We start from the raw sequence: 22,060 nt of genomic DNA on the forward strand, positions 1-22,060 counted from the left end.
TGCTCGACGGAGCACCGGCCCTTCGGTTGTCTGCCGCGTACTACGGCAGGACCTTCTCGATCTGCACGCTGCCGGTGCCGGCGGCGGTGCCGCGGGCGTTGAGCAGCTGGACCTGGCCGAAGAACTGCCGGCCCTCGGGGGCGGCGGCGCTGACCAGGACGTTCGCCGAGATCGCCGTGGAGGCGCCGTTGGCGAGGTTCACCGCGGCGGCCTCGTCGACCTGGACGGAGCCCAGCGCGGCCGAGAAGTACACGTCGCGGTAGTCGTAGGTGGTGGAGCCGGACGGGACCGCGTAGCCGAGCACCTTGATCTGGTAGGTGCCCGCGCCCGGGTTGGCCAGGCTCACGGCCTCCTCGGAGTCGCCGTCGGCGGAGGAGCCGACCTTGACGCCGTCCTTGTAGACCTCGAGGTCGAGGTCGGCGGCCGTGTCGGAGACCTTGCCGATCGCGATGTCGAGGCGGGAGACGCCCTCGCCGATCGTGACCTCGGTGGTCTGGGTCTCACCGTTGGCGATGGTCGGCTTGGCGACCTTCGCCGAACCGAGCGGGCCGCCCTGGAGCTTGCCGCCGGTGATCGCCGCACCGTCGTTCTTGACGGTCCACTGGACCGGCGCCGGGGTGCCCTGCTTCACCTCGGGCAGGACCTTGACCGCGGGGTCGAAGGCCGCGCCGAGCACGGAGACGTCCAGCTTGAACGGGTTGTCGAGGAGCGGCGACGTGCGGCGCGACTCGACCTCGATCTCCCAGACGCCCGGCTGCGGGTCGGCGTACGACCGCAGGTCGGGGCGGCACTTGTTCGCCGGGTTGTCGTAGTTCGGGTAGCACTGGGTGGTCGCGCTGTCCTCGACGCCCACGCCGTACGGGTGGATCGAGATGAAGCGCGTCTGGCTGCCCGCCGCGAGACCGCCCAGGGCGACCTCGAGGGTCTTCGCGCCCTGCGGCACGGTGACGAAGTACGACTTGTGGCTGTTGCGCTGCACGGACGAGGTGTCCGAGAAGGAGAACGACGGCTGCGCCAGCGGGGTGGAGGCGATGACCGTGGTCAGGATCTGCTTGTCGATGCCCTCGGTGGTCTCGTCGTCCAGCTGCAGGATGCCGCTGTGCACGCCGGCCGTCTTGACGTTGGCCTCGACCTTGATGGTGACGGGCTTGTTCAGCGGCAGCGTGACGTAGTCGTAGCCGCCGATGACCTTGAACGTGCCGTCGTTGTTGCGCCAGCTCAGGTTGTGGCGGGTGCCGTACTTGACGCCGGTGGTGCGGGTGACGACGACGTCGTAGACCTTCTTCTGGCCGACCTTCAGGCCGCCCTCGCGGTCGTAGAGGCCGGTGCCGAAGCCCGGGGTCTTCAGGAACTGGTCGATCGCGGTGTCGACCGGCGCCTTGACGGTGAACTCGTTGGCCTTCGCGCCGCGCTGGATGGACTCCCACGCGCCGAGGACGTTGATCAGACCCGAGCCCTGGGCGTGCGCCGGGACGTCGTCGATCTTCTTCGCGGTGCTGGTGAGCGCGGTGCGCAGGCTCGCCGGGGACAGCGCGATCTTCTGCTGCTTGGCGGCCGAGATCAGCAGGGCGCTGGCGCCCGCGGCCTGCGGCGAGGACATCGAGGTGCCCTGGAGCATGCCGTAACCGGCCGGCAGGCTGTAGCCGGCCTCCTTCACGGGCGCGCCGGGCAGCCAGGTCTGGATGGTGTTGATGGCCGCGCCGGGGGCGGTGATGGTCGGCGTGAACCCGCCGTCCTCACGCGGACCGCGCGAGGAGAAGGGGAACATGTTGTACTTCTTGGTCACGCCGGAGCCGTAGTTGGCGGCCCAGGTCTCCTTGGAGACCGCGGCACCCACGGAGATGACCTTGTCCGCGAGGCCGGGGTCGCCGATGGTGTTGACACCGGGGCCCTCGTTGCCCGCCGAGATGACGAGCTGGACACCGTAGGTGTCGATGAGGTTCTTGTAGAGCTCCGAGCGGGCGTTGTTGCCGTCGTTCAGCGCCGGCAGGCCGCCGATGGACATGTTGACGATGTCCACGCCGCGGTTGACGACGAGGTCGATCATGCCCTCGGTCAGCGCGATGTTGGTGCAGCCGCCGGACCAGGTGCAGGCGCGCGAGGAGACGATCTTCGCGCCCGGCGCCTCGCCGTTCATCTTGCCGCCGAAGAGGCTGTTGGCGGCGGTGATGCCGGCGACGTGCGTGCCGTGCTCGGACTCGATGATGCCGATGTTGACGAAGTCGGCCTTCTTGCCGACCCAGTCCCCGCCGAGCGGGTCCATCGGGACGTCCTTGCGGATCTGGATCACGAACGGGATGCGCTCGGCGACGTCGGTCGCCGGGTTGTCCGTGCCGAAGTACCCGATCTGGTAGCCGTCCTTGTACGGCTTCATCGGCTCGTTGTTCGTGAAGTCGTTGTCCTGGTCGGTGTCGACGCGGACGGTGCCGGCGGCGGCGTCGTAGAGCATGCCGAACCGGTCGGTGGTGTCCCCGTCCCGGTTGACGTCGCCCTTCATGTCGCCGTTGGCGGTGATCGACTCGCTGAAGCGGCTCCACTGGTAGCTGCCCTCGGGCGCCTTCCAGCTCGCGCCGCCGGCCGTGAAGGTGCCGCCGGAGGTGGTGACCGGGGTGATCTGGGCCCGCCAGGTGGCGTCGCCGTCGGCGATCGGGTCGGTCGCGGTGACCCAGTCGACGATCTTGCGCTCGCCGGTGGTGGTCTTCTGCAGGGCCGGGTGGCTGACGTCGACGCCCGAGTCCAGGATGCCGATGGTCACGCCGCGGCCGTCGGCCTGCGGGTTCTTCGCGACGAAGTCCACGGCGCCCGTCTCGAAGGACGGGTTGTACGGGTTCTTCGCCGGGGTGTTCTTGTCCGGCGCGGGGTACGACTCCGCGGCGGTCTTCTGGACCTGGCCCGACTCGCCCTTGGTGTCGGGGCGCGGGTCCGGCAGCTGGATCTCGTGCCGCAGGTCGATGCCGTGCACGGAGGACAGCTTGGCGGCCGCCTTCAGGGCGGCCTCCGCCTTGCCGGTGGGCAGGGTGGCGCGCACGTAACCGAGCTTGTCGTACGTCTGGCCCACCGAGGCGCCGGGGACGGCGTCGAGCTGGTCGGTGACCTGCTTGGTCTGGCCGGGGGCCGTGGCGACCATGACGGTGACGGTCGCGTCACCCTTGGCCTTGGCCTCCTGGAGGAGCTCCGCGTCGGCCGAACCGAGCTTCTGGTCGGCGGACTTGACGGCCGGGTTGGAGCCCGGGGCGTCGGCCGCGTTCGCCGCGAAGACGGGCGCCGAGCCGGTGGCCGCGAGGGCGGCCACCAGGCCCGCCGCGGCCGCGACGCGCGCGACGCGTCTGGCCGCGGGTATGGAGCCGGGGGATTCGAGGGTCATCAGCATCCCTGGTAAGTGAAAGATACGGTCCGGATTTCGGTGCCGGATGACCGGTCAGCTTTGCGTAAACGACAGCTCTTTGGGGAGTGTTGTCATTGACCGGTACCCGCCATGGCGGACACTCGCCAGCGCGGCGCATACGCCAGCGCGGCCTTACCGGGACAGACCGGAGTGAACTGCCGGGGTCGCGGAGCTGATTTGTCGACTTGGCGACCGCATGACAGCGCCGGGGCGCGGTCGCGCCCCGGCGTGGGTGTGACAGTTTCGGACCGTTCAGCGCTCGCGCGTGCGCGCGTAGTGCCGGGAGGCCTTCGCCCGGTTGCCGCAGACGGCCATCGAGCACCAGCGCCGGGTCCCGTTGCGCGAGGTGTCGTGGAAGTGCAGCACGCAGGTCTCGGAGGCGCACTTGCGGATCCGGTCGGGCGCGGCGCCCAGCAGTTCCAGGTAGTTCCGGGCCGCGGTCCAGGCCGGCCCCCAGGTCGGGTCGTCGAACTCGGCCCGCTCGCCCGGGCCTTCGGCCGTCAGGGTGGCGCGGATGCGCCCGTGCTCCAGTACGGCGTCGACCAGCGCGCGGGCGCTCTCGTCGGCCGGGTCCGCCACCGCGCGGGCCAGGGCCTCGCGGGCGGTCATCAGGTGGACCAGGGTCGGGGCGTCGGCGCGGAAGCGGCCGGCCAGTCCGGTGGACTCCAGCCAGATGCGCAGCCCCTCGACCCGGCCGAGCCCGAAGGCCCCGGCGAAGAGGTCGGTGAGCTCGCCCTCCTGCATCCAGCGCGTGTTCAGCAGGTCGAGCGCGACCGGCTCCCCGGTCAGGGGGCGGGGGTCGGTCGCCCGGGCCGTGACCTGGTCCTTCGCCGGGTCCGTCGCCGTCATGTCCGTCTCCTCCACGCCTCGCTAACCCCTGAAGGGTACGTGACCGGTTGACGCCTTGTGCCCTAACCGTTAATCTCGATTTAGAAGGTTAGAAAGTGGGAAGTCAAGAACTCCTCCGGGGAAGGAACCCGTCATGACGACTGCCATCAGCACCCTCCGCACCGGACACGTGGGCCTGAACGTCACCGATCTGGAGCGCTCGCTGGCGTTCTACCGGGACGCGCTCGGCTTCCAGGTGCTGGGCGAGGGCAAGGAGGAGGGCCGGCGCTTCGCCTTCCTCGGCCAGGACGGCGAGCTCGTGCTGACCCTCTGGCAGCAGGCCGACGGCGCGTACCTCCCCGCCGCGGCCGGACTGCACCACCTGGCGTTCTCCGCGGGCGCCATCGAGGAGGTGCGGGAGTACGAGGAGCGGCTGCGCGGCCTGGGCGTCGAGTTCGCGTACGAGGGCGTCGTCGCCCATCGCGAGGGCGCGGCCTCGGGCGGCATCTTCTTCCACGACCCCGACGGGACCCGGCTGGAGATCTCCGTCCCGACCGGCGCCGAAGGCGCCCCCGCCCCCAGCGAATCCGCTCCTACCTGCGGATTCTTCTAGTCACCGCTTCTTCGCGAGGAAGGAAGTCCCATGTCCGGCGCCTACCACCAGGGCTCGATCGCCGTACAGGAACGGGTCGGCGTACGCGAGCTCGCCGAACACGTGGGCCGCTCGATCGGCACGGGCATCAAGGACGTCGCCGCGGCCTTCCTGGAGCAGCAGCCACACCTGGTCGTCGGCGCCGCCGACGGCGGGGGCCTGCTGTGGGCCTCCCTGCTCACCGGTGCGCCCGGTTTCGTACGGGCCACCGGGCCGCAGCGGATCACGGTCGCCGGCGGCCTGCCGGCGGGCGATCCGCTGACCGGGGCGCTGGCGACGGTCGGGACGAAGGTCGGCACCATCTCCCTCGACCCGCGCACCCGGCGCCGGATGCGGCTGAACGGAACGCTGGAGGTGACCGGCCGGGGCTTCGCCGTCCTGGCCGAGCAGGTCTTCGCCAACTGCCCCAAGTACCTCCAGAAGCGGCAGCCGCTGGACCTCGCCGCCGAAGGAGCCGGTGTCGTGCGGCGCGGGGACGCGCTCACCCCCGGCCAGGAGCGGGCCGTCCGCGCCGCCGACACCTTCTTCGTGGCCACCACGGCCGAGGCGGACGGGGTCGACGCCAGTCACCGCGGCGGGCTGCCCGGCTTCGTCGAGGTCCTCTCGCCGACCGAGCTGAGCTGGCCGGACTACGCGGGCAACGCCATGTTCCTGACCCTGGGCAACCTCGCCGCCGACCCGCGCGCCGGGCTGCTCTTCCCGGACTGGGAGACGGGGGCCGTGCTCCAGCTCAGCGGCCGGGCCGGGGTCGAGTTCGGACCCGACGGGAGCCGCAGCACCCGCTTCCGCGTGGAGTCGGTCGTCGAGGCCGTCCACCCGGGGCGGCTGCGCTGGAGCGCCCCGGAGTACTCGCCCCACCTGCCTCACCTGGGCAGCACCACCAGATAGGCGGCGGGCTCGCGGTCGCCGGACGCCGTCAGGGCGGTCCGGACGACCGCGGCCTGCTGCTCCGGCCAGTCGCGGAGCTTGCGCGGGGTGATGTGGATGACGGTGACCCCCAGCCGCTCCAGGGTCTCGCGCTTGCGCACGCACTCGGACCACTCCTCGTCCTCGCCCTGGCGCGGGGCGCGGGTGTCGAGCTCCACGGCCACGGAGTGCTCGGGCCAGAAGGCGTCCACCCCGCCGAGGTGGGGGCCGCCGGGGATGCGCAGGTCCACGTTCCAGACCGGCTCGGGCAGCTCGTATCCGCGTACGAGGTGGTACAGCCGGTCCTCCGCGATGGCGCGGCCCTCGGCGAGGAGGGCCTCGACGGCGTCGACCACGTGCGTGCGGTTCAGCAGCCGGGCCACCGTCAGCTCCCGTACGACGGCGGACGGTTCGCAGTGCCCGGCGCGGACGGCCTCGCTGAGCAGGCGGCGTACGGTGCCGGCGTCGTCGAGCTGGGCGACGGCGTCCGCGACGGCCCGCGCGACGGGCGCCACGGGCAGTCCGGTCACCTCCTCGGGCCGGGGCGGGGTGTGCGCGCGCACGATCCGCACGTCCCCGGTGGACCGCAGCCGGCGGGTGCCGGGGACGAGCACGTCGACGTGCGAGAGGGCGAGCAGGGCGGGGACGGAGGTGAACCGGTACAGCGCGAGCGCCGCCAGCCCGGTGATCATGACCTCCCCGTGCCCGCGCCGGCCGGCGTACAGCAGCGCGGCGTGCAGCCGCTCCTCGCTGGTCGCGGGGCCGGAGTGGAGCAGGAACACTCCCGGCAGGATCTGCTGCCAGGGGCGCTCGGCGGCGTCGGAGGCGGTGACGCCGTGCTCGCGCAGCTGAGCGAGGGTCAGCACGCGGGGCCGGGTGCCGGTGAGGTGGGCGAGGGGGAGGGGTGCGTTGTGGTTCATGACGCGGTGATTCCCTCAGGCCATGGCCTTGATAACCGCTGTTACACGCCCGTCGACAAATCCGGACAAGCCGGGGCTAAAGTACGGGCGTTCGATGACCGATACGCGGCCCCCGCCGCCGCAATTCCAGCCCCGCCGGCGTTTGGGGCGCGGGCGCGGAGCGCCGTGTTCGTGACGGAAGCCGAGAGCCGGGCGCAGCCAGAACCAGCCCCGCCGGCGTTTGAGGCGCGGGGGTTCGGGGCCGGGCCCCGAACCCCCGGCGGGGTCAGCCGGCGGCCGCGTCGCAGCGCTGGGCGCGCAGGGCGCGGGCCAGGTCGTCCCGCGATTCGAGGACCAGGCGGCGCAGCGCAGGGGCGGCGTCGGGGTGCGAGGCGAGCCACGCGTCCGTCGCCGCGACCGTGGACTCCGGGTCCTGCAGCGAGGGGTACAGCCCCTTCACCACGTCGATGCCGATCTGGATCGACCGCTCCGACCAGATCCGCTCCAGCACGGAGAAGTACGGCTGCGCGTAGGCCGCCAGCAGGTCCCGCTGGGAGGCCTGCTGCATGCCCGCGATCGTCGCCTCCACCAGCGCGTTCGACAGCGCGTCGGACTCGACCACCGCCGCCCACGCCTGGTCCTTCACCGCCGCCGACGGCCGCGCCGCCAGGCACCGCACCTGGTGCCGCTTGCCCGACGCCGTGTCGTCCCGCGCCAGTTCCGCGGCGAGCACGCCCTCGTCCACCGCCCCGTGCGCGGCCAGCGGCAGCAGGAAGTCCCAGCGCAGTTCCTGGTCCACCTCCAGCCCGTCGATCCGGGCGGAGCCGTCCAGCAGCCCCAGCAGCAGCTGGAAGTCGCCCTCGGTCGCCGCGCCCGCCGCGAAGAAGCGGGCCCACGTCAGCTGGTGCTCCGAACCCGGCTCGGCCAGCCGCAGTTCGTGCAGGGCGCCCACCGCCAGATCCCGCCCGGCCTGCTCGCGCCGCTCGGGCGCCGAGTAGTGGGTGACCGCGGTCTGGGCCTGGGCGTGCAGCATCTGGAGCACGCCGACGTCCGTCTCCCGGCCCGCGTGGGCCAGGACCAGCGAGAGGAAGTCGCGCGCCGGCATCAGACCGTCCCGCGTCAGGTTCCACAGCGCGGACCAGCACAGCGCCCGCGCCAGCGGGTCCGCGAGGTCCCCCAGGTGGCCGCGCAGCGTCTTCAGCGAGCCCTCGTCGAAGCGGACCTTGCAGTAGGTCAGGTCCTCGTCGTTGACCAGGACCAGGTCCGGCCGTTCCCGGCCCGCCAGCTCCTCGACGACCGTCCGCGGCCCCGCCACGTCCACCCCGGCCCGGGCGTAGCGCACCAGGCCGCCGTCGGACTCCAGCCGGTACAGGCCGACCGCCACCCGGTGCGGGCGCAGCTCCTCGCCCTCCTGGACCACCGCCAGCTCCGTCAGGCGCCCGCCCGCGTCGTACGTCAGCACGGGGGTCAGCGCGTTCACGCCCGCCGTCTGCAGCCAGGCCCGCGACCACCCGGCCATGTCCCGGCCCGAGACCTCCCCGAGCACCGACAGCAGGTCGTCCAGGGTGGTGTTGCCGTACGCGTTCGCCTTGAAGTAGCGGCGCGCGCCCTCCAGGAACGCCTCCCGCCCCACGTAGGCGACCAGCTGCTTGAGGACCGCCGCGCCCTTGGCGTAGGTGATGCCGTCGAAGTTCAGCTTCGCGTCCTCCAGGTCACGGATGTCGGCCGTGATCGGGTGCGTGGACGGCAGCTGGTCGGCGCGGTAGGCCCATGCCTTGCGGCTGTTGGCGAAGGTGACCCACGCCTGGTCGAAGCGGGTGGCCTCCACCAGACCGAAGGAGCCCATGAAGTCCGCGAAGGACTCCTTCAGCCAGAGGTCGTCCCACCACTTCATGGTGACGAGGTCGCCGAACCACATGTGCGCCATCTCGTGCAGGATGACGTTCGCGCGCCGCTCGTAGGAGGCCTGCGTCACCTTCCCGCGGAAGATGTACTCCTCGCGGAAGGTCACCATCCCCGGGTTCTCCATCGCGCCCAGGTTGTACTCCGGCACGAAGGCCTGGTCGTACTTCCCGAAGGGGTACGGGTAGTCGAAGATCTCGTGGAAGAGGTCGAAGCCCTGCTTGGTGACGAGGAAGACGTCGTCCGCGTCGAAGTGCTTCGCCAGGCCCTTGCGGCACATCGCGCCCAGCGGGATCGTCAGGTCCCCGCGGGTGTAGGTGTCCGTCACGTAGTGGTAGGGGCCGGCGACGACGCAGGTGATGTACGTCGAGATCGGCTGGGTCTCGGCGAACCGCCACACCCCTCCCTCGCGGGACTCCTCCGCCCCGTTGCTCCAGACCTGCCAGCCCTCGGGCGCGGTCACCTCGAAGCGGTACGGCGCCTTCAGGTCCGGCTGCTCGAAGTTGGCGTACACGCGCCGGGCGTCGGCCGGCTCGTACTGGGTGTAGAGGTAGACCTCGCCGTCCTCCGGGTCCACGAAGCGGTGCAGGCCCTCGCCCGTGCGGCTGTACGCGCAGTTCGCGTCGACCACAAGGACGTTCTCCGAGGCCAGACCGTCGAGGGCGATCCGCGCCCCGTCGAAGACGGCGGCGGTGTCGAGCTCCCGCCCGTTCAGGGTGACGGAGTTCACGGAGGGGGCGATCAGGTCCACGAAGGTGGACGTGCCGGAGGCGGCGGCCCGGAAGCGGATCGTGGTCACCGAGCGGAAGGTGCGGGGCCCCAGGGCGGGCTCGGCGTCCGCCACCGCCGACCTGATGTCGAGGACCACCTCGTACCCGTCGACGGACAGCAGTTCGGCCCGCTCGCGGGCCTCCTCGCGGGACAGGTTCTCTCCGGGCACGTGCACTCCTTCGTGCGTCATCGTGTTCTTTCGACGAATCCTCCCACGGGGGAATGTGCGCGCCCCGGTCCTGGTTGGGGACACAGAACGTCAGCCAGTGCTGCCCTTTTCCGCGATGGAGACTGAGGAGAGACATGACCGACACCCAGGTGCGCGAGAAGACCCCGGTCGACTTCTGGTTCGACCCGCTCTGCCCCTGGGCCTGGATGACCTCCCGCTGGATGCTGGAGGTCGAGAAGGTCCGTGACGTCGAGGTCCGCTGGCACGTGATGAGCCTCGCGGTGCTGAACGAGAACCGCCTCGACGAACTGCCCGAGCGCTACCGCGAACTGCTCGGCCCCAAGGGCTGGGCCCCGGTGCGCGTGGTGGTCGCCGCCCAGCAGAAGTTCGGCGACGAGGTCACGGGCAAGCTCTACACCGAGCTCGGCACCCGCATACACAACGAGGCCAAGGGTGCGACCCGCGAGGTCATCGCCGAGGCGCTGGCGGCGCTCGACCTGCCGGCCGAACTGCTGGCGTACGCGGATTCCGACGAGTACGACGAGGTGCTGCGCGCCTCGCACAACGACGGCATCGACCGCGTCGGCCAGGAGGTCGGCACCCCGGTGATCTCCGTGCCCGGCGCCGACGGCGAGGAGGTCGCCTTCTTCGGCCCGGTGGTCACCCCCGCCCCGCGCGGCGAGGCCGCCGCCCGGCTGTGGGACGGCACGCTGCTGGTCGCCTCCACGCCCGGCTTCTACGAGATCAAGCGCACCCGGACCAAGGGTCCCTCCTTCGAGTAACCCGCACCCTTCCGCGCAGCACACGGAAAAGCCCCCGCGAGTCACGTCCTCGCGGGGGCTCTCCCTTGGACACGCCCGCCGGTGATGGCTGAGAAGACGATCACGAGGCGGACGGGCTGTGGGTGCCGGTCAGCCCTTGACGGGGATCAGCAGCGGGGTGTTGGCCCTGGCATCGGTGTAGCGCTTCGCGACGTCCTGCCAGTTGACGACGTTCCACATCGCCTCGATGAAGTCCACCTTCTGGTTCTTGTACTGCAGGTAGAAGGCGTGCTCCCAGGCGTCGAAGACCAGGATCGGGGTGCTGGCCACGCCCACGTTGCCCTGGTGGTCGTAGACCTGCTCGACGACCAGCCGGCCGCTGACGGGCTCGTACGCGAGCACGCCCCAGCCGGAGCCCTGGGTGGCGGAGGAGGCGAAGGTCAGCTGCTTCTTGAACTTCTCGAAGGAGCCGAAGGACTCGGTGATCGCGTCGGCCAGGTCGCCCAGGCCGTCGGCCGCGGTCGGCTCGCCGCCGCCCTCGCCGGACTTCGGGCTCGCCATGTTGTGCCAGTAGATGCTGTGCAGGATGTGGCCGGAGAGGTGGAACGCGAGGTTCTTCTCCAGGCCGTTGAGGGCGCCCCAGTTCTCCTTGTCGCGCGCCTCCGCCAGCTGCTCCAGCGTGTTGTTGGCGCCCGTGACGTAGGCCGCGTGGTGCTTGTCGTGGTGCAGCTCGATGATCTGCGGGTTGATCACGGGCTCGAGTGCAGCGTAGTCGTACGGAAGTTCGGGAAGCGTGTAGATGGCCATGCGTGTGATCCGGTCCCCTCGGCGTGCCAATCTCTTATTGCAATTAATGCGCAACTGCACGCTAGCAGCATGTATTCCGGGGGGCGCAAACGGGTACGGCCCGGGACTCCCGTCCCGGGCCGTACTCCGTGCTTCTGCGGTCGGATCAGGACCGGCGGTCCCGCAGTTCGCGGATCCACGCCACCAGCAGGACCGCCGCGGCGGCGCCCGCCGACCACAGCAGCTGAGGCCGCGCCGAGTCGTCGAACAGCATCAGCACCAGCACCGCGGCCATGCCCAGCAGCGCGCACCAGGTCGCGTACGGGAACAGCCACATCGGCAGGGTCAGCCGCTCGGGCATGTCCCGCTCGATCCGGCGGCGCAGCTTCAGCTGCGAGACCGCGATCAGCGCCCACACGAACAGCAGCACCGCACCGACCGCGTTGAGCATGTACAGGAAGATCGTGTCGGGCCACAGCAGGTTCAGCACGACCGACAGGAAGCCGAAGGCCACCGAGGCGAACACCGCCCGGCGCGGCACCCCGCCGCCCGAGACCTTCAGCAGCGCCCCGGGCGCCTCCTCGCGCTCGGCCAGCGAGAAGATCATGCGCGAGGACCCGTAGAGGTTCGCGTTCAGCGCCGACAGCAGCGCCACGAACACCACGATGTTCATGATCTGCCCGGCCGCCGGGATGCCGATGGAGTCGAGTGCGGCGACGTACGGGCTCTGGCCCGGCTCCAGCGAGTCCCACGGCAGGAGGGTGACGATGACCAGCATCGAGCCGATGTAGAAGAAGAGGATGCGCCACACGGCGCTGCGCACCGCGCGGGAGACGGACCGGGCCGGGTCGTCGGACTCGGCGGCGGCGATCGTGACGACCTCCAGGCCGCCGAAGGCGAAGATGACGGCGAGCATGCCGGCGACCACGCCGCCGATGCCGGTGGGGAAGAAGCCGCCCTGACCGGTGAGGTTGGTCAGGCCCACGGGATCCGTGTCCGGGAGCAGACCGAAGACCGCGAGGGTGCCCAGGATCAGGAACAGCACGATCGCGCCCACCTTCAGGGCGGCGAACCAGAACTCGAACTCGCCGAAGTTCTTCACGGCGGCCAGGTTGCTCACGGTGAAGAGCACCATGAAGAGCAGCACCCAGACCCACTGGTCCACGGAGGGCACCCAGCCGTGTGCGATCTTGGCCGCGCCGGTGGCCTCTACCGCCAGCACCACGACCAGCAGGAACCAGTACAGCCAGCCCGCGCTGAAGCCGGCCCAGCGCCCCAGGGCCTTCTCCGCGTACACCGAGAACGAGCCCGAGGCGGGCATCGCCGCCGACATCTCGCCCAGTGCCCGCATCACGAGCATCGCGAGGACGCCCGCGAGAAGGTAGGAGCAGATGATCGCGGGACCGGCGATGCCGATGCCGGCCCCGGAGCCCACGAAGAGCCCGGCGCCGATCACGCCGCCGAGGCCCAGCATCGTCAGATGGCGCTGCTTGAGGCTGTGACTGAGGGGTTCCGGGGCAGGCTCCGACGACGGGGGAGTGGGAGGGGGGACTTCGGACAGGCGCTCGCGCATGAGGGGTGCTCGTACTCTCGTTGGGCCCGGCGGCGACGGAGGCTCCGCATCAGGTTGGCGGGACCCTACAGTCTCCCCGAGCAGAACCGTCGTGTGCAAAACGGACGTGCTGACAGATCTTCCCAGTGATGCGGATCACCCCGCCTGGGGTGTTGATCGCATCCTTTGTGTGATTCCCACGAAACCGGCCGGTACGGCTTTGTGCCGGGCGGCGGTGGGACGGGGCCCGGGAGCCCCATAGCGTCGGTGATCGTCCTGCTCTACCCCTCACCCCTCCCGGAGCCAACGATGAGCACCGCTTCCGCAGCGTCCACCGCTTCCGTCCCCTTCCGGCCCGGCGCCGTCCTCGCCGACCTGCTGCCCGCGAGCCGCGTCCGTGACGTCGCGCTCGTCGTCGGCGGCGCCGCGCTCACCGGGCTGGCCGCGCAGATCTCCGTGCCGGTCCCCGGCTCCCCGGTCCCGGTCACCGGCCAGACCTTCGCGGCGCTGCTCGTCGGCTCGGCCTTCGGCGCGCGCCGCGGCTTCCTGTCGCTCGGGCTGTACGCGCTCGTCGGCATGGCGGGCGTGCCGTGGTTCGCGGGCGGCACCTCCGGGGCCGGCGGAGCCTCCTTCGGCTACGTGCTGGGCATGCTGCTGGCCGCCACCCTCCTCGGCGCCCTCGCACAGCGGGGCGCCGACCGGTCGGTCCTGCGTACCGCGGGCACGATGGTGCTGGGTTCCGCGGTGATCTACGCGGTGGGCGTGCCGTACCTGATGGCCGCGACCGGCATGTCCTTGAGCGCCGCGGTCGCCGCAGGCCTGACCCCGTTCCTGATCGGCGACGCGCTCAAGGCGGCCCTGGCGATGGGCGCCCTGCCGGCCGCCTGGAAGCTGGCGGGCCGCCGCGGCTGAGCCGTACCGGACGCGACGGAGCCCGGTCCGCCTGGGAGGCGGGCCGGGCTCCGTCGTACGCACCCGACGGGGGTCAGCCCTGCAGGGCGGCCCGCTTGCGACGGAAGTCGAGCACCACACCGATGGCGACGACGACACCGGCGACCAGGGTGGAGAGGGTGACGACCTCGCGGTTGGCGTCGTCCACGAACATGTAGCCGATGACGAACATGATCAGGGCGGCGGTGGCCCAGGTCAGCCACGGGAACAGCCACATCTTCACGGTCAGCTTCTCCGGGGCCTCGCGGACCAGGATCCCGCGCATCTTCAGCTGGGTGAAGCAGATGACCAGCCAGACGAAGAGCGCGATGGCACCCGAGGAGTTCAGGAGGAAGTTGAAGACCGTGTCCTTGAACGCGTAGTTGAAGTAGACGGCGACGAAGCCGAAGACCGTGGAGCCGAGGATCGCGGCCACCGGAACACCACGCGAGTTGACCTTGGCGAACGCCTTCGGGGCGTCGCCGCGCTCACCGAGCGAGAAAGCCATGCGCGAAGCGGTGTAGAGGCCGGAGTTCAGGCAGGACAGCACGGCGGTCAGGACGATGACCTCCATGATCGTGCCGGCGTGCGCGATGCCGATCGAGTCGAGGGCGGCGACGTACGAGCCCTTCTCGGTGATCGACTTGTCGTTCCAGGGGAGCAGCGTCAGCACGATGAAGATCGAGCCGAGGTAGAAGACGCCGATCCGCCAGATGACGGAGTTGGTGGCCTGGGTGACGGCCTTGCGGGGGTTCTCCGACTCGCCGGCGGCGAGGGTGACGATCTCGCTGCCCATGAAGGAGAAGACGACCATCAGCACGCCGGTCAGGACCGCGCCGTAGCCGTTGGGGAAGAAGCCGCCCGTGTCGGTCAGGTGGGCGAAGCCCGCACCCGGGTTGTGGGAGCCGGGCAGCACGCCGAAGACGGCCAGCATGCCGATGACCACGAAGGCGCCGATGGCGACGACTTTGATGCCCGCGAACCAGAACTCGAACTCGCCGTACGAGGCGACGGAGCCGAGGTTGGTGGCGGTCAGGACCGCCATCACGATCAGGGCCCAGGCCCACTGCGGGACGGCCGGGATCCAGCCCTCCAGGATCGAGGCGCCGGCGGTGGCCTCCACGGCCAGGACGACGACCCAGAAGAACCAGTACAGCCAGCCGATGGAGAAGCCGGCCCAGCGGCCGAGCGCGCGGTCGGCGTAGGCGGAGAACGAGCCCGAGTTCGGGCTGGCGGCCGCCATCTCGCCCAGCATCCGCATCACGAAGACGACCATCGCGCCGACGAGCGCGTAGGAGATCAGGATGGCGGGACCGGCCTTGGCGATACCGCCGCCGGAGCCGACGAAGAGGCCGGCGCCGATGACACCGCCGATGGCGATCATGGACAGGTGGCGGTTCTTGAGACCGGCCTTCAGACCGTCGGAGGGCAGGCCGTTCCCGGTGGGGTGGCCTTCCTTCTGAAGGGTCGTCGTGGAGCTCATGGACGGATCCTTAGGTTCTCGGGTTGCGAGCCCCGGCATTGAAACCTGAGATGAACGTAAGGCGGAAGACCCCAATCCGTGACCTTGCGCTGGGACGAACGTCCAGGACCTTGGTCCCGACCCGTCCCATCTGCGTTCTTTGGGTTTACTTGAGCTTTAGAAGTGACTTACGCGACACCCTGCCGAGCTCCGCCGGGGGCTCTCGTGCCACACTCGTCCCATGCGCGTGTACCTCGGATCCGACCATGCAGGCTTTGAGCTGAAGAACCACCTCGTGGACTGGCTCAAGAACAACGGCCACGAGCCCGTCGACTGTGGGCCCCACATCTACGACGCGGTGGACGACTACCCGCCGTTCTGCCTCCGCGCCGCGGAGAAGACCGCCGCGGACGCCGACAGCCTCGGCATCGTGATCGGCGGCTCCGGCAACGGCGAGCAGATCGCCGCGAACAAGGTCAAGGGCGTCCGCGCCATCCTCGCCTGGAGCGTGGAGACCGCGAAGCTCGGCCGCGAGCACAACAACGCCAACGTCATCTCCGTCGGCGGCCGCATGCACACCCAGGACGAGGCCACCAGCTTCGTCGAGGCCTTCCTCGCGACCCCGTACTCCGACGAGGAGCGCCACACGCGCCGCATCGAGATGCTCTCCGCGTACGAGCAGACGGGCGAGCTGCCCCCCATCCCCGCACACCACCCGCAGGGCTGATCCCGCTTCCGGCCGTGCCACCCGAGGAGCGGGTGGCACGGCCGTTTTTTCATGCGACGACTTCGAGGAGCGCGCCGTGCCCGAGGGGCATACGATCCACCGCCTCGCGCAGGACCACGCCGAGCGGTTCGCCGCACGCCCGGTCCGGGTCAGCAGCCCGCAGGGCCGCTTCGCCGAGAGCGCGGCCCTGCTCGACGGCCGTGAGCTGGAGAGCGCCGAGGCGCACGGCAAGCACCTCTTCCTGGAGTTCGGCGACGCCTGGATCCACATCCACCTGGGCCTCTTCGGCAAACTCGGCTTCGGCCCCGCCCCGGCCCCGCCCGCCACGGACACCGTCCGGCTGCGCCTGCTGAACGACGACCACTACGCCGACCTGCGCGGCCCCACCGCCTGCGAGCTGATCGGCGAGGGCGAGAAGAAGGCGATACACGACCGGCTCGGCCCGGACCCGCTGCGGCCGGCCGACGACCCGGACCGCGCCTGGGCCCGCATCTCCCGCTCCCGCACCACCGTCGCCGCGCTGCTCATGGACCAGAAGGTGGTCGCGGGCGTCGGTAACGTCTACCGCGCCGAGGTCCTCTTCCGGCACGGCATCGACCCGTACCGGCTCGGCAAGGACCTCACCCGCGCCGAATGGGACGCCATGTGGGCGGACCTGGCCGCGCTGATGCGGGAGGGCGTGCGCAACAACCGCATCGACACGGTCCGCGACGAGCATCTGCCGGAGGCGATGGGCCGCCCGCCGAGGGTGGACGACCACGGCGGCGAGGTGTACGTCTACCGCAGGGCGAACATGCCCTGCCACATCTGCGGTGGCGAGATCAGCACCGCCGACCTCGCCACCCGCAACCTCTTCTGGTGCCCCACCTGCCAGCGGCACTAGCCACCGATCCACCCCCGCGGCCCACTCCAGCCCCGCCGGCGTTTGAGACGCGGGTCCGGGCGGGGCGCGATCCAGCCCCGCCGGCGTTTGAGGCGCGGGGTCTGGGGCGGAGCCCCAGGGAACGGTGGAAGGGCGGGTAGGGGACCGGCTCCGCGCAGCGGCCGCACAGAAGGGCCGCCGGGGCCGGGCGCGCGCCGGGGCACCTCCTCGGGCGTCGAACCTGCAGAGGCACCGGCAAGCAGGCGTGGTCGCGTTCGACGCCCTGCGGGGGCACCCCGGCACACACCCGACCCCGGCGGCGCGGGGGTGGCAAGGGGCCGGTCAGCCGGGCATCCGCGTTCGACGCCCTGCGGGGGCACCCCACCGCACACCCGGCCCCGGCGGCGCGGGGTGGCAGCGGGGGGCACCCCGGCACACACCCGACCCCGGCGGCGCGGGGGTGAGCGGGGAGCACCCACCGCACACCCGGCCCCGGAGGGGGCTAGAAGCCGTGGGGGAGCCAGGGCGCCACGTCCCCGGCAAAGGCCCGCGAAGCCTCCCGCACCGCCCCCGCCCGCGCCTCGGCGACCCGCCCGGCCCCGGCCAGGGAGGCGAGGGTGATCCCGCCGAGATAGGCCGCGCCCAGCTCCCGCACCGACAGCCGAACCTCCGCCGCCTCCTCGCTCCGCGTCACGCACGCCGCGCCCTTCGCGTCGGCGACCACCCGCCACCGCCCCTCGTTCCACGGGCAGAACGCGTCCTCGACCTCCATCACCACGTCCATCGCAGCCCCGTACGTCCGCGCTTCGAGCGCCGCCCGCAGGTCCACCAGCCGTACGTGCAGCGAGTCCCGCAGGCCGGGCCGTGACCTCCGTACGTCACTGACGAGGTGCAGCACCGGGTCGTCCACCGGCCGCCGGTGCGCCCGTACCGTCCAGGTCAGGTCGATCCCGAACAGGTAGCGCCACAGCGCCGCGTACGCCGCCGGGTCGAGCGCGTCGAGGTCGGTCACCTCGACCTTGCCGTCGGAGCCCGTCGGGTCCCAGTCCGGCTTCACCCGGTAGCGGGCGTACCCCACCACCCCGCCGCCCCCGCCCTCCCGCTCGGCCACCACGCACTTCAGCGGCGACCCGCCGCCCCGCATCGCCGGCGCGTCCAGCAGCGGCATCTGCTCCCAGCCCGGCTGCCGGGCCGGCATGCCCGGGCGGCCCGCGAGCAGTTCCTCGTACACCCGCTCGCAGTCGGCCAGCGCCTCCTGCGGATCGGCCAGCCGTACCGTCACCCCGTCCGTCCCCGGCGGCGCGGAGAGCCGTACGCGGGTCGTGTCGATGTCCACGGAGAGGGCGTACGTCGCGGTGCCGTACCCGAAGCGTCCGTAGATCGCCGGATCCGAGGCCGTCAGCACGGCGAGCGGTTCGCCACCCGCCCGGATGTCGTCCAATTGGCGGCGCATGAGCGAGGTCAGGATCCCGCGGCGGCGGTGGGTGGGGGAGACGCCCACCATCGTGACGCCCGCCGCCGGGACGAGCGCGCCGCCGGGCACGGAGAGACGGAAGGTGAAGGCACCCGCCGAGCCCACGCAGACCGGGCCGTCCCAGACGCCCAGCGACCGCTCCGTCTCCGTCAGCCGCCGGTAGAGCTTCCGCTCCGCCGGGGATTCGGGCACTCCGCCGAACGCCAGTTCAATCTGGGCGTACCAGACATCCCACTCATCGGCCTGCAATACGCGCGTCTCAAGAGCCATATGGCCATCCTTAGCAGGGCATTACGGCCCAGTCGACACGTTTTCGAGCGGCGAAAGTCCCCCGGTGCGGGGGTACCCCTGCGCACACACAGCCGGGATGGATAGGGTCCCGAAGCAATGGCCGGAGCACGCGTGGAGACGCTGATGGCCCGGGCGCGCATGCTGTCGCACCGGGCGCGCACCGCCCTGCGCAAATCCGCCGTCGACTACTTCCGCGGCGACGCCTCCGACTGGCTCGCCTTCGTCGGGCTGCTGCTCACCGTCCCCGCGATCGCGTTCGGCACGATGATGCTGCCCGTCTGGTTCTCGCCGTCCGCCCTCGTCCTGCCGATCGTCGCCGGTGGCCTGCTCCTGCGCCCCGCGAGCCTCCTCGCCCTCTACGCGGCGTCCGCCGCCGCGCTGATCGTCGAGGCCCTCGTCCTCGGCCCGTACACCCAGGGGCCCGCCCGGGTCACCCCCGGCACGGTCCTGGTCGTGGCGGCGTGCGGGTTCTTCGGCCTGGTCATCGCCCAGTTCCGCAGCCGCGTCGGCGTGCCGTGGCGGCGGGGCGGCACCATGCTCTTCGACCTGCGCGAACGCATCAGGGTGCAGAGCAAGCTGCCCGCCCTGCCGCGGGGCTGGCACCGCGAGATGGCCCTGCGCCCGGCGGGCGGCCAGTCCTTCTCCGGCGACTTCGTGGTCGCGGCCCGCACGAACGGCGGCCGGACCCTGGAGATCGTCCTCACCGACGTCTCCGGCAAGGGCATGGAGGCGGGCTCCCGCGCCCTCCTCCTCTCGGGCGCCTTCGGCGGGCTGCTGGGTGCCCTGCCGCCGCACGGCTTCCTGCCGGCCGCCAACGGCTACCTGCTGCGCCAGGACTGGGAGGAGGGCTTCGCGACCTCCATCCACCTCGTCCTGGACCTGGAGACGGGCGACTACGAACTCCTCTCCGCCGGTCACCTGCCCGCGCTCCAGCTCTCGGCGGGCACGGGCCGCTGGCAGGAGAAGACCGGCGAAGGCCCCCTGCTGGGCGTCTACGACGGCGCGGAGTTCACCCCCACCCGCGGGAGCCTGCGCCGGGGCGACGTCCTGATGCTCTTCACGGACGGCCTGGTCGAGACGGCCGACCGCGAGATCAGCGAGGGCATCGACCGCCTCACCGGCGAGGCCGACCGCTACGTCGCGGCGGGCTGGGAGGGTGCGGCGTGGCACCTGATCGAGAAGGTGGCGAAGGACGTCAACGACGACAGGGCCCTCCTCCTGATCCGCCGCTCCCCCTGACCGGGGTGGGGTTTGCCCCACCTCCCGCCCGCCGGGTCGCGCCATGTCGGGGCCGCGCGGTGATCCGTAGCGTCGGGGACACAGACGGAACGGCACGCGGCGCGGAAGGCGGCACACCATGAGGCTCCGACGGAACAAACAGCGCAACGACAACCCGACAACGCCACCACCACCCGCCACGCACGACCCCGTGGGCCCCCCGACCACCCACACCCTGTACCCGGCCGCCCCCGGCAGCCCGGACGCCCCCGGTACCACGGGCACCCTGGCCCCCACGGGCACCCTGGGCAGCCCGGCTGCCACGGCAGCCACTGGCATCCCGGCCCCTGCGGGCACCACCGGCACCACCGGCACGCCCGTCGCCACCGGGCGCCCGGCTGCCGCCGGTCCCGCCGTCGAGCTGCGCGGCGTGCGCCGCGAGTACGGCCGGGGTGCCGCCACCGTGCACGCGCTGCGCGGGATCGACCTCAGCCTGCCGCGCGGCAGCTTCACCGCGGTGATGGGGCCCTCCGGCTCCGGGAAGTCCACCTTCCTCCAGTGCGCCGCGGGACTCGACCTCCCCACCGCGGGCTCCGTCCGCCTCGGCGGCACCGAGATCACCGGCCTGGACGAGAACGCGCTCACCGAACTCCGCCGCAGCCGCCTCGGCTTCGTCTTCCAGGCCTTCAACCTCCTGCCCTCCCTCACCGTCGAGCAGAACGTGCTGCTTCCGATGCGGCTGGCGGGCAGCCGCCGCCAGGACCGCGCCCGGGCCGCCGACCTGCTCGCCCGCGTCGGCCTGGAGGGCAAGGGGCGCCGCCGCCCCGCCGAACTCTCCGGCGGCCAGCAGCAGCGCGTCGCCATCGCCCGGGCCCTGATCACCCGCCCCGACGTGGTCTTCGCCGACGAGCCCACGGGCGCCCTGGACACCACCACCGCCGCGGAAGTACTCGGCCTGCTGCGGTCCGCGGTCGACTCCCTCGGGGCCACCATCGTCATGGTCACCCACGACCCGGCCGCCGCCGCCCACGCCGACCAGGTGCTCTTCCTCGCCGACGGCCTGATCGCCGACCGCCTCCCGCGCAGCCCGGCCACTGCGATCGCGGCCCGCATGACCACCCTCACCACGGCCGCCCCCGCCCCGGCCGCCCCCGCCGTGGCCGCCTAGGCCGACCGCCTAGTCGAAGCGGATGTGCCGCACGCCGACGAGGGCCCGCCGCAGGCGTCCCCGCAGGGGCCCGTCGGTGTCGGGGACGAGGCTCAGACCCGCCGAGGCGGCGACCCGGTCGGCGACCTGCGACACCGTCAGCCGGTCCGTCGCCAGGTGCTCCGCGAACTCCGGTTCCCGGAGCGCCGCCAGGCACCCGTCCAGCCGGGCCACCGCGAAGCTCTCCCGCTTCAGCCCCCGGCCCAGCCCGCGCTCGCGCAGTCTGCGCAGTACGGTCTCCCGCTGCGCCAGCAGCGCGAAGTGCCGTACGTCGTGGCCCCGTTCCCGGAGCCGGCCGACCGTCTCCGCGAAGTACGCCGGCTCCGTCACGGTCATCGGCACCAGGACCACCCCCGGATGCCGCGCCGCCGCCAGGTCCAGCACCTCGAACACCCCCTGCCGCCACGCGGGCAGGTCCTGGAAGTCACCGCGCAACGCCGCCGGCGTCATCCGGTGCAGGCCGAACCCGACGTGCTCCGGGTCGCACACCACGCTCCCCGCCAGCCGCCGGTGCAACGCGTACGCGGTCTGCGTCTTCCCGCCCCCGAAGGGCCCGTTCAGCCACACGATCACCGGGCCGCCGCCGTCCACGGCCCGATCCCCAGCTTCCCGGTGTTCCCCAGGTCCACCGGCGCCCTGAGCCGCAGCCACAGCCGTGGTGCGCCGGACCGGGGCTCGACCTCCACGATCGGCGCCGACACGGCGGGCACCGAGAAGTCGGTGACCAGATTGCGCCACAGCAGCGCCACCGAGGCGGCCTGTCCCGGCCCGAGCGTCACCCGCTCCGGTGGCGCGTCCATGTTCGGCGCACCCGTCGTGATGCCCGCCGAGCCGTGCTCGACGGAGACCACCACCGGATCGTTCCGGTCGTCCCGCAGGACCAGGTGCGGATACCCCTCCAGCACGTACGGGTCACCGCCGCAGTTGACCAGCCGCAACTCCGCGACCCGCAGCCCCATCGCCGCGTCCCCGCCCGCCTCGACGAGCCGTACACCGCCCTCTGGGCAAGCCGCCTCCTCGGACGGCGCCGGCGCGATCGAGGGCCTCCCCGGCGGCCCGGTCCCGGTCCCGGCCCGCGGCGCCGACGTGACCGAGGGCCTCCCGGCCGTGGTCTGAGCCCCCGTCGGCCCGGGCGCGGCCCGCGGCGCCGGGGGCGTCGCACACCCCGCCACCCCCACGAGCACCCCGGCCACGACAACACCCCGCACCCACCCCATACGCACCATGCCCCGACCCTACGACCACCCGGCCCGCCCAACCCCTGAGCACCGGGCCCGG

At 71.9% G+C, this 22,060-nt stretch carries 18 protein-coding genes; 8 read left to right on the plus strand and 10 right to left on the minus strand.

The features are described from left to right. Positions 1-40: 40 nt before the first annotated feature. Together ACZ6Y1_RS18345 and ACZ6Y1_RS18350 are read right to left on the minus strand one after the other, a co-directional pair. A complete protein-coding gene (locus ACZ6Y1_RS18345; protein WP_469630141.1) occupies positions 41-3,364 on the minus strand; it encodes a S8 family serine peptidase in 3,324 nt (1,107 codons plus the stop codon). Positions 3,365-3,637: 273 nt separating this feature from the next. Continuing rightward, entirely contained in the window at positions 3,638-4,234 is a 597-nt protein-coding gene (locus tag ACZ6Y1_RS18350) for a CGNR zinc finger domain-containing protein (RefSeq protein WP_469630145.1), read from the minus strand. A gap of 133 nt (positions 4,235-4,367) precedes the next feature. On the opposite strand from ACZ6Y1_RS18350, the gene ACZ6Y1_RS18355 reads away from it, so the two are divergent. Continuing rightward, positions 4,368-4,826 (plus strand): VOC family protein, encoded by a 459-nt coding sequence (locus ACZ6Y1_RS18355; RefSeq protein ID WP_469630148.1) that lies wholly within the window; start codon positions 4,368-4,370, stop codon positions 4,824-4,826. A gap of 30 nt (positions 4,827-4,856) precedes the next feature. After that, on the plus strand, positions 4,857-5,753 hold the full coding sequence (locus ACZ6Y1_RS18360; protein ID WP_469630151.1) for a pyridoxamine 5'-phosphate oxidase family protein: 897 nt from the start codon (positions 4,857-4,859) through the stop codon (positions 5,751-5,753). On the opposite strand, the gene ACZ6Y1_RS18365 is transcribed toward ACZ6Y1_RS18360, so the two are convergent. Both ACZ6Y1_RS18365 and pepN read right to left on the minus strand, forming a co-directional pair. Then, on the minus strand, positions 5,729-6,691 hold the full coding sequence (locus ACZ6Y1_RS18365) for a hypothetical protein (RefSeq protein WP_469630156.1): 963 nt from the start codon (positions 6,689-6,691) through the stop codon (positions 5,729-5,731). The two genes, ACZ6Y1_RS18360 and ACZ6Y1_RS18365, sit on opposite strands and share 25 nt — an antisense overlap. A gap of 265 nt (positions 6,692-6,956) precedes the next feature. Beyond that, on the minus strand, positions 6,957-9,512 hold the full coding sequence (gene pepN / locus ACZ6Y1_RS18370) for an aminopeptidase N (RefSeq protein WP_469630159.1): 2,556 nt from the start codon (positions 9,510-9,512) through the stop codon (positions 6,957-6,959). Between the two features lie 134 nt (positions 9,513-9,646). Here pepN and ACZ6Y1_RS18375 point away from each other — a divergent pair, with 134 nt between their 5' ends. Next, entirely contained in the window at positions 9,647-10,294 is a 648-nt protein-coding gene (locus ACZ6Y1_RS18375) for a mycothiol-dependent nitroreductase Rv2466c family protein (RefSeq protein WP_469630163.1), read from the plus strand. 129 nt (positions 10,295-10,423) lie between these two features. Here the strand turns inward: ACZ6Y1_RS18375 and ACZ6Y1_RS18380 are convergent, their stop codons facing one another. Both ACZ6Y1_RS18380 and ACZ6Y1_RS18385 read right to left on the minus strand, forming a co-directional pair. Then, entirely contained in the window at positions 10,424-11,080 is a 657-nt protein-coding gene (locus tag ACZ6Y1_RS18380; protein ID WP_469630166.1) for a superoxide dismutase, read from the minus strand. A gap of 145 nt (positions 11,081-11,225) precedes the next feature. After that, complete coding sequence (locus tag ACZ6Y1_RS18385; protein WP_469630169.1) at positions 11,226-12,632, minus strand: amino acid permease; 1,407 nt, start codon at positions 12,630-12,632, stop codon at positions 11,226-11,228. Positions 12,633-12,920: 288 nt separating this feature from the next. On the opposite strand from ACZ6Y1_RS18385, the gene ACZ6Y1_RS18390 reads away from it, so the two are divergent. Continuing rightward, positions 12,921-13,523 (plus strand): biotin transporter BioY, encoded by a 603-nt coding sequence (locus ACZ6Y1_RS18390; protein WP_469630172.1) that lies wholly within the window; start codon positions 12,921-12,923, stop codon positions 13,521-13,523. A gap of 73 nt (positions 13,524-13,596) precedes the next feature. On the opposite strand, the gene ACZ6Y1_RS18395 is transcribed toward ACZ6Y1_RS18390, so the two are convergent. Then, positions 13,597-15,024: an amino acid permease gene (locus ACZ6Y1_RS18395; protein ID WP_469630177.1), complete on the minus strand. Its 1,428-nt coding sequence runs from the start codon at positions 15,022-15,024 to the stop codon at positions 13,597-13,599. Between the two features lie 220 nt (positions 15,025-15,244). Here ACZ6Y1_RS18395 and ACZ6Y1_RS18400 point away from each other — a divergent pair, with 220 nt between their 5' ends. Together ACZ6Y1_RS18400 and ACZ6Y1_RS18405 are read left to right on the plus strand one after the other, a co-directional pair. Then, positions 15,245-15,730, plus strand: a complete 486-nt coding sequence (locus ACZ6Y1_RS18400) for a ribose-5-phosphate isomerase (RefSeq protein WP_469630180.1) — start codon at positions 15,245-15,247, stop codon at positions 15,728-15,730. A gap of 76 nt (positions 15,731-15,806) precedes the next feature. After that, a complete protein-coding gene (locus tag ACZ6Y1_RS18405; RefSeq protein WP_469630183.1) occupies positions 15,807-16,613 on the plus strand; it encodes an Fpg/Nei family DNA glycosylase in 807 nt (268 codons plus the stop codon). Positions 16,614-17,094: 481 nt separating this feature from the next. Here ACZ6Y1_RS18405 and ACZ6Y1_RS18410 read toward each other — a convergent pair whose 3' ends face one another. Continuing rightward, on the minus strand, positions 17,095-18,336 hold the full coding sequence (locus ACZ6Y1_RS18410; RefSeq protein WP_469630189.1) for a GNAT family N-acetyltransferase: 1,242 nt from the start codon (positions 18,334-18,336) through the stop codon (positions 17,095-17,097). Between the two features lie 117 nt (positions 18,337-18,453). Here ACZ6Y1_RS18410 and ACZ6Y1_RS18415 point away from each other — a divergent pair, with 117 nt between their 5' ends. Both ACZ6Y1_RS18415 and ACZ6Y1_RS18420 read left to right on the plus strand, forming a co-directional pair. Then, complete coding sequence (locus ACZ6Y1_RS18415; protein ID WP_469630192.1) at positions 18,454-19,596, plus strand: SpoIIE family protein phosphatase; 1,143 nt, start codon at positions 18,454-18,456, stop codon at positions 19,594-19,596. A gap of 400 nt (positions 19,597-19,996) precedes the next feature. Beyond that, positions 19,997-20,743: an ABC transporter ATP-binding protein gene (locus ACZ6Y1_RS18420; protein WP_469630688.1), complete on the plus strand. Its 747-nt coding sequence runs from the start codon at positions 19,997-19,999 to the stop codon at positions 20,741-20,743. Between the two features lie 9 nt (positions 20,744-20,752). Here the strand turns inward: ACZ6Y1_RS18420 and ACZ6Y1_RS18425 are convergent, their stop codons facing one another. Next, the gene (locus ACZ6Y1_RS18425; protein ID WP_469630691.1) at positions 20,753-21,355 is read right to left on the minus strand and encodes an AAA family ATPase; all 603 of its coding nucleotides are present in this window, start codon (positions 21,353-21,355) and stop codon (positions 20,753-20,755) included. Continuing rightward, on the minus strand, positions 21,352-21,741 hold the full coding sequence (locus tag ACZ6Y1_RS18430; RefSeq protein ID WP_469630196.1) for a DUF4232 domain-containing protein: 390 nt from the start codon (positions 21,739-21,741) through the stop codon (positions 21,352-21,354). Before ACZ6Y1_RS18430 ends, ACZ6Y1_RS18425 begins: the two co-directional genes overlap by 4 nt. Between the last annotated feature and the right edge of the window lie 319 nt (positions 21,742-22,060).

It is taken from the genome of Streptomyces sp. NPDC053432 (genome assembly GCF_055585365.1).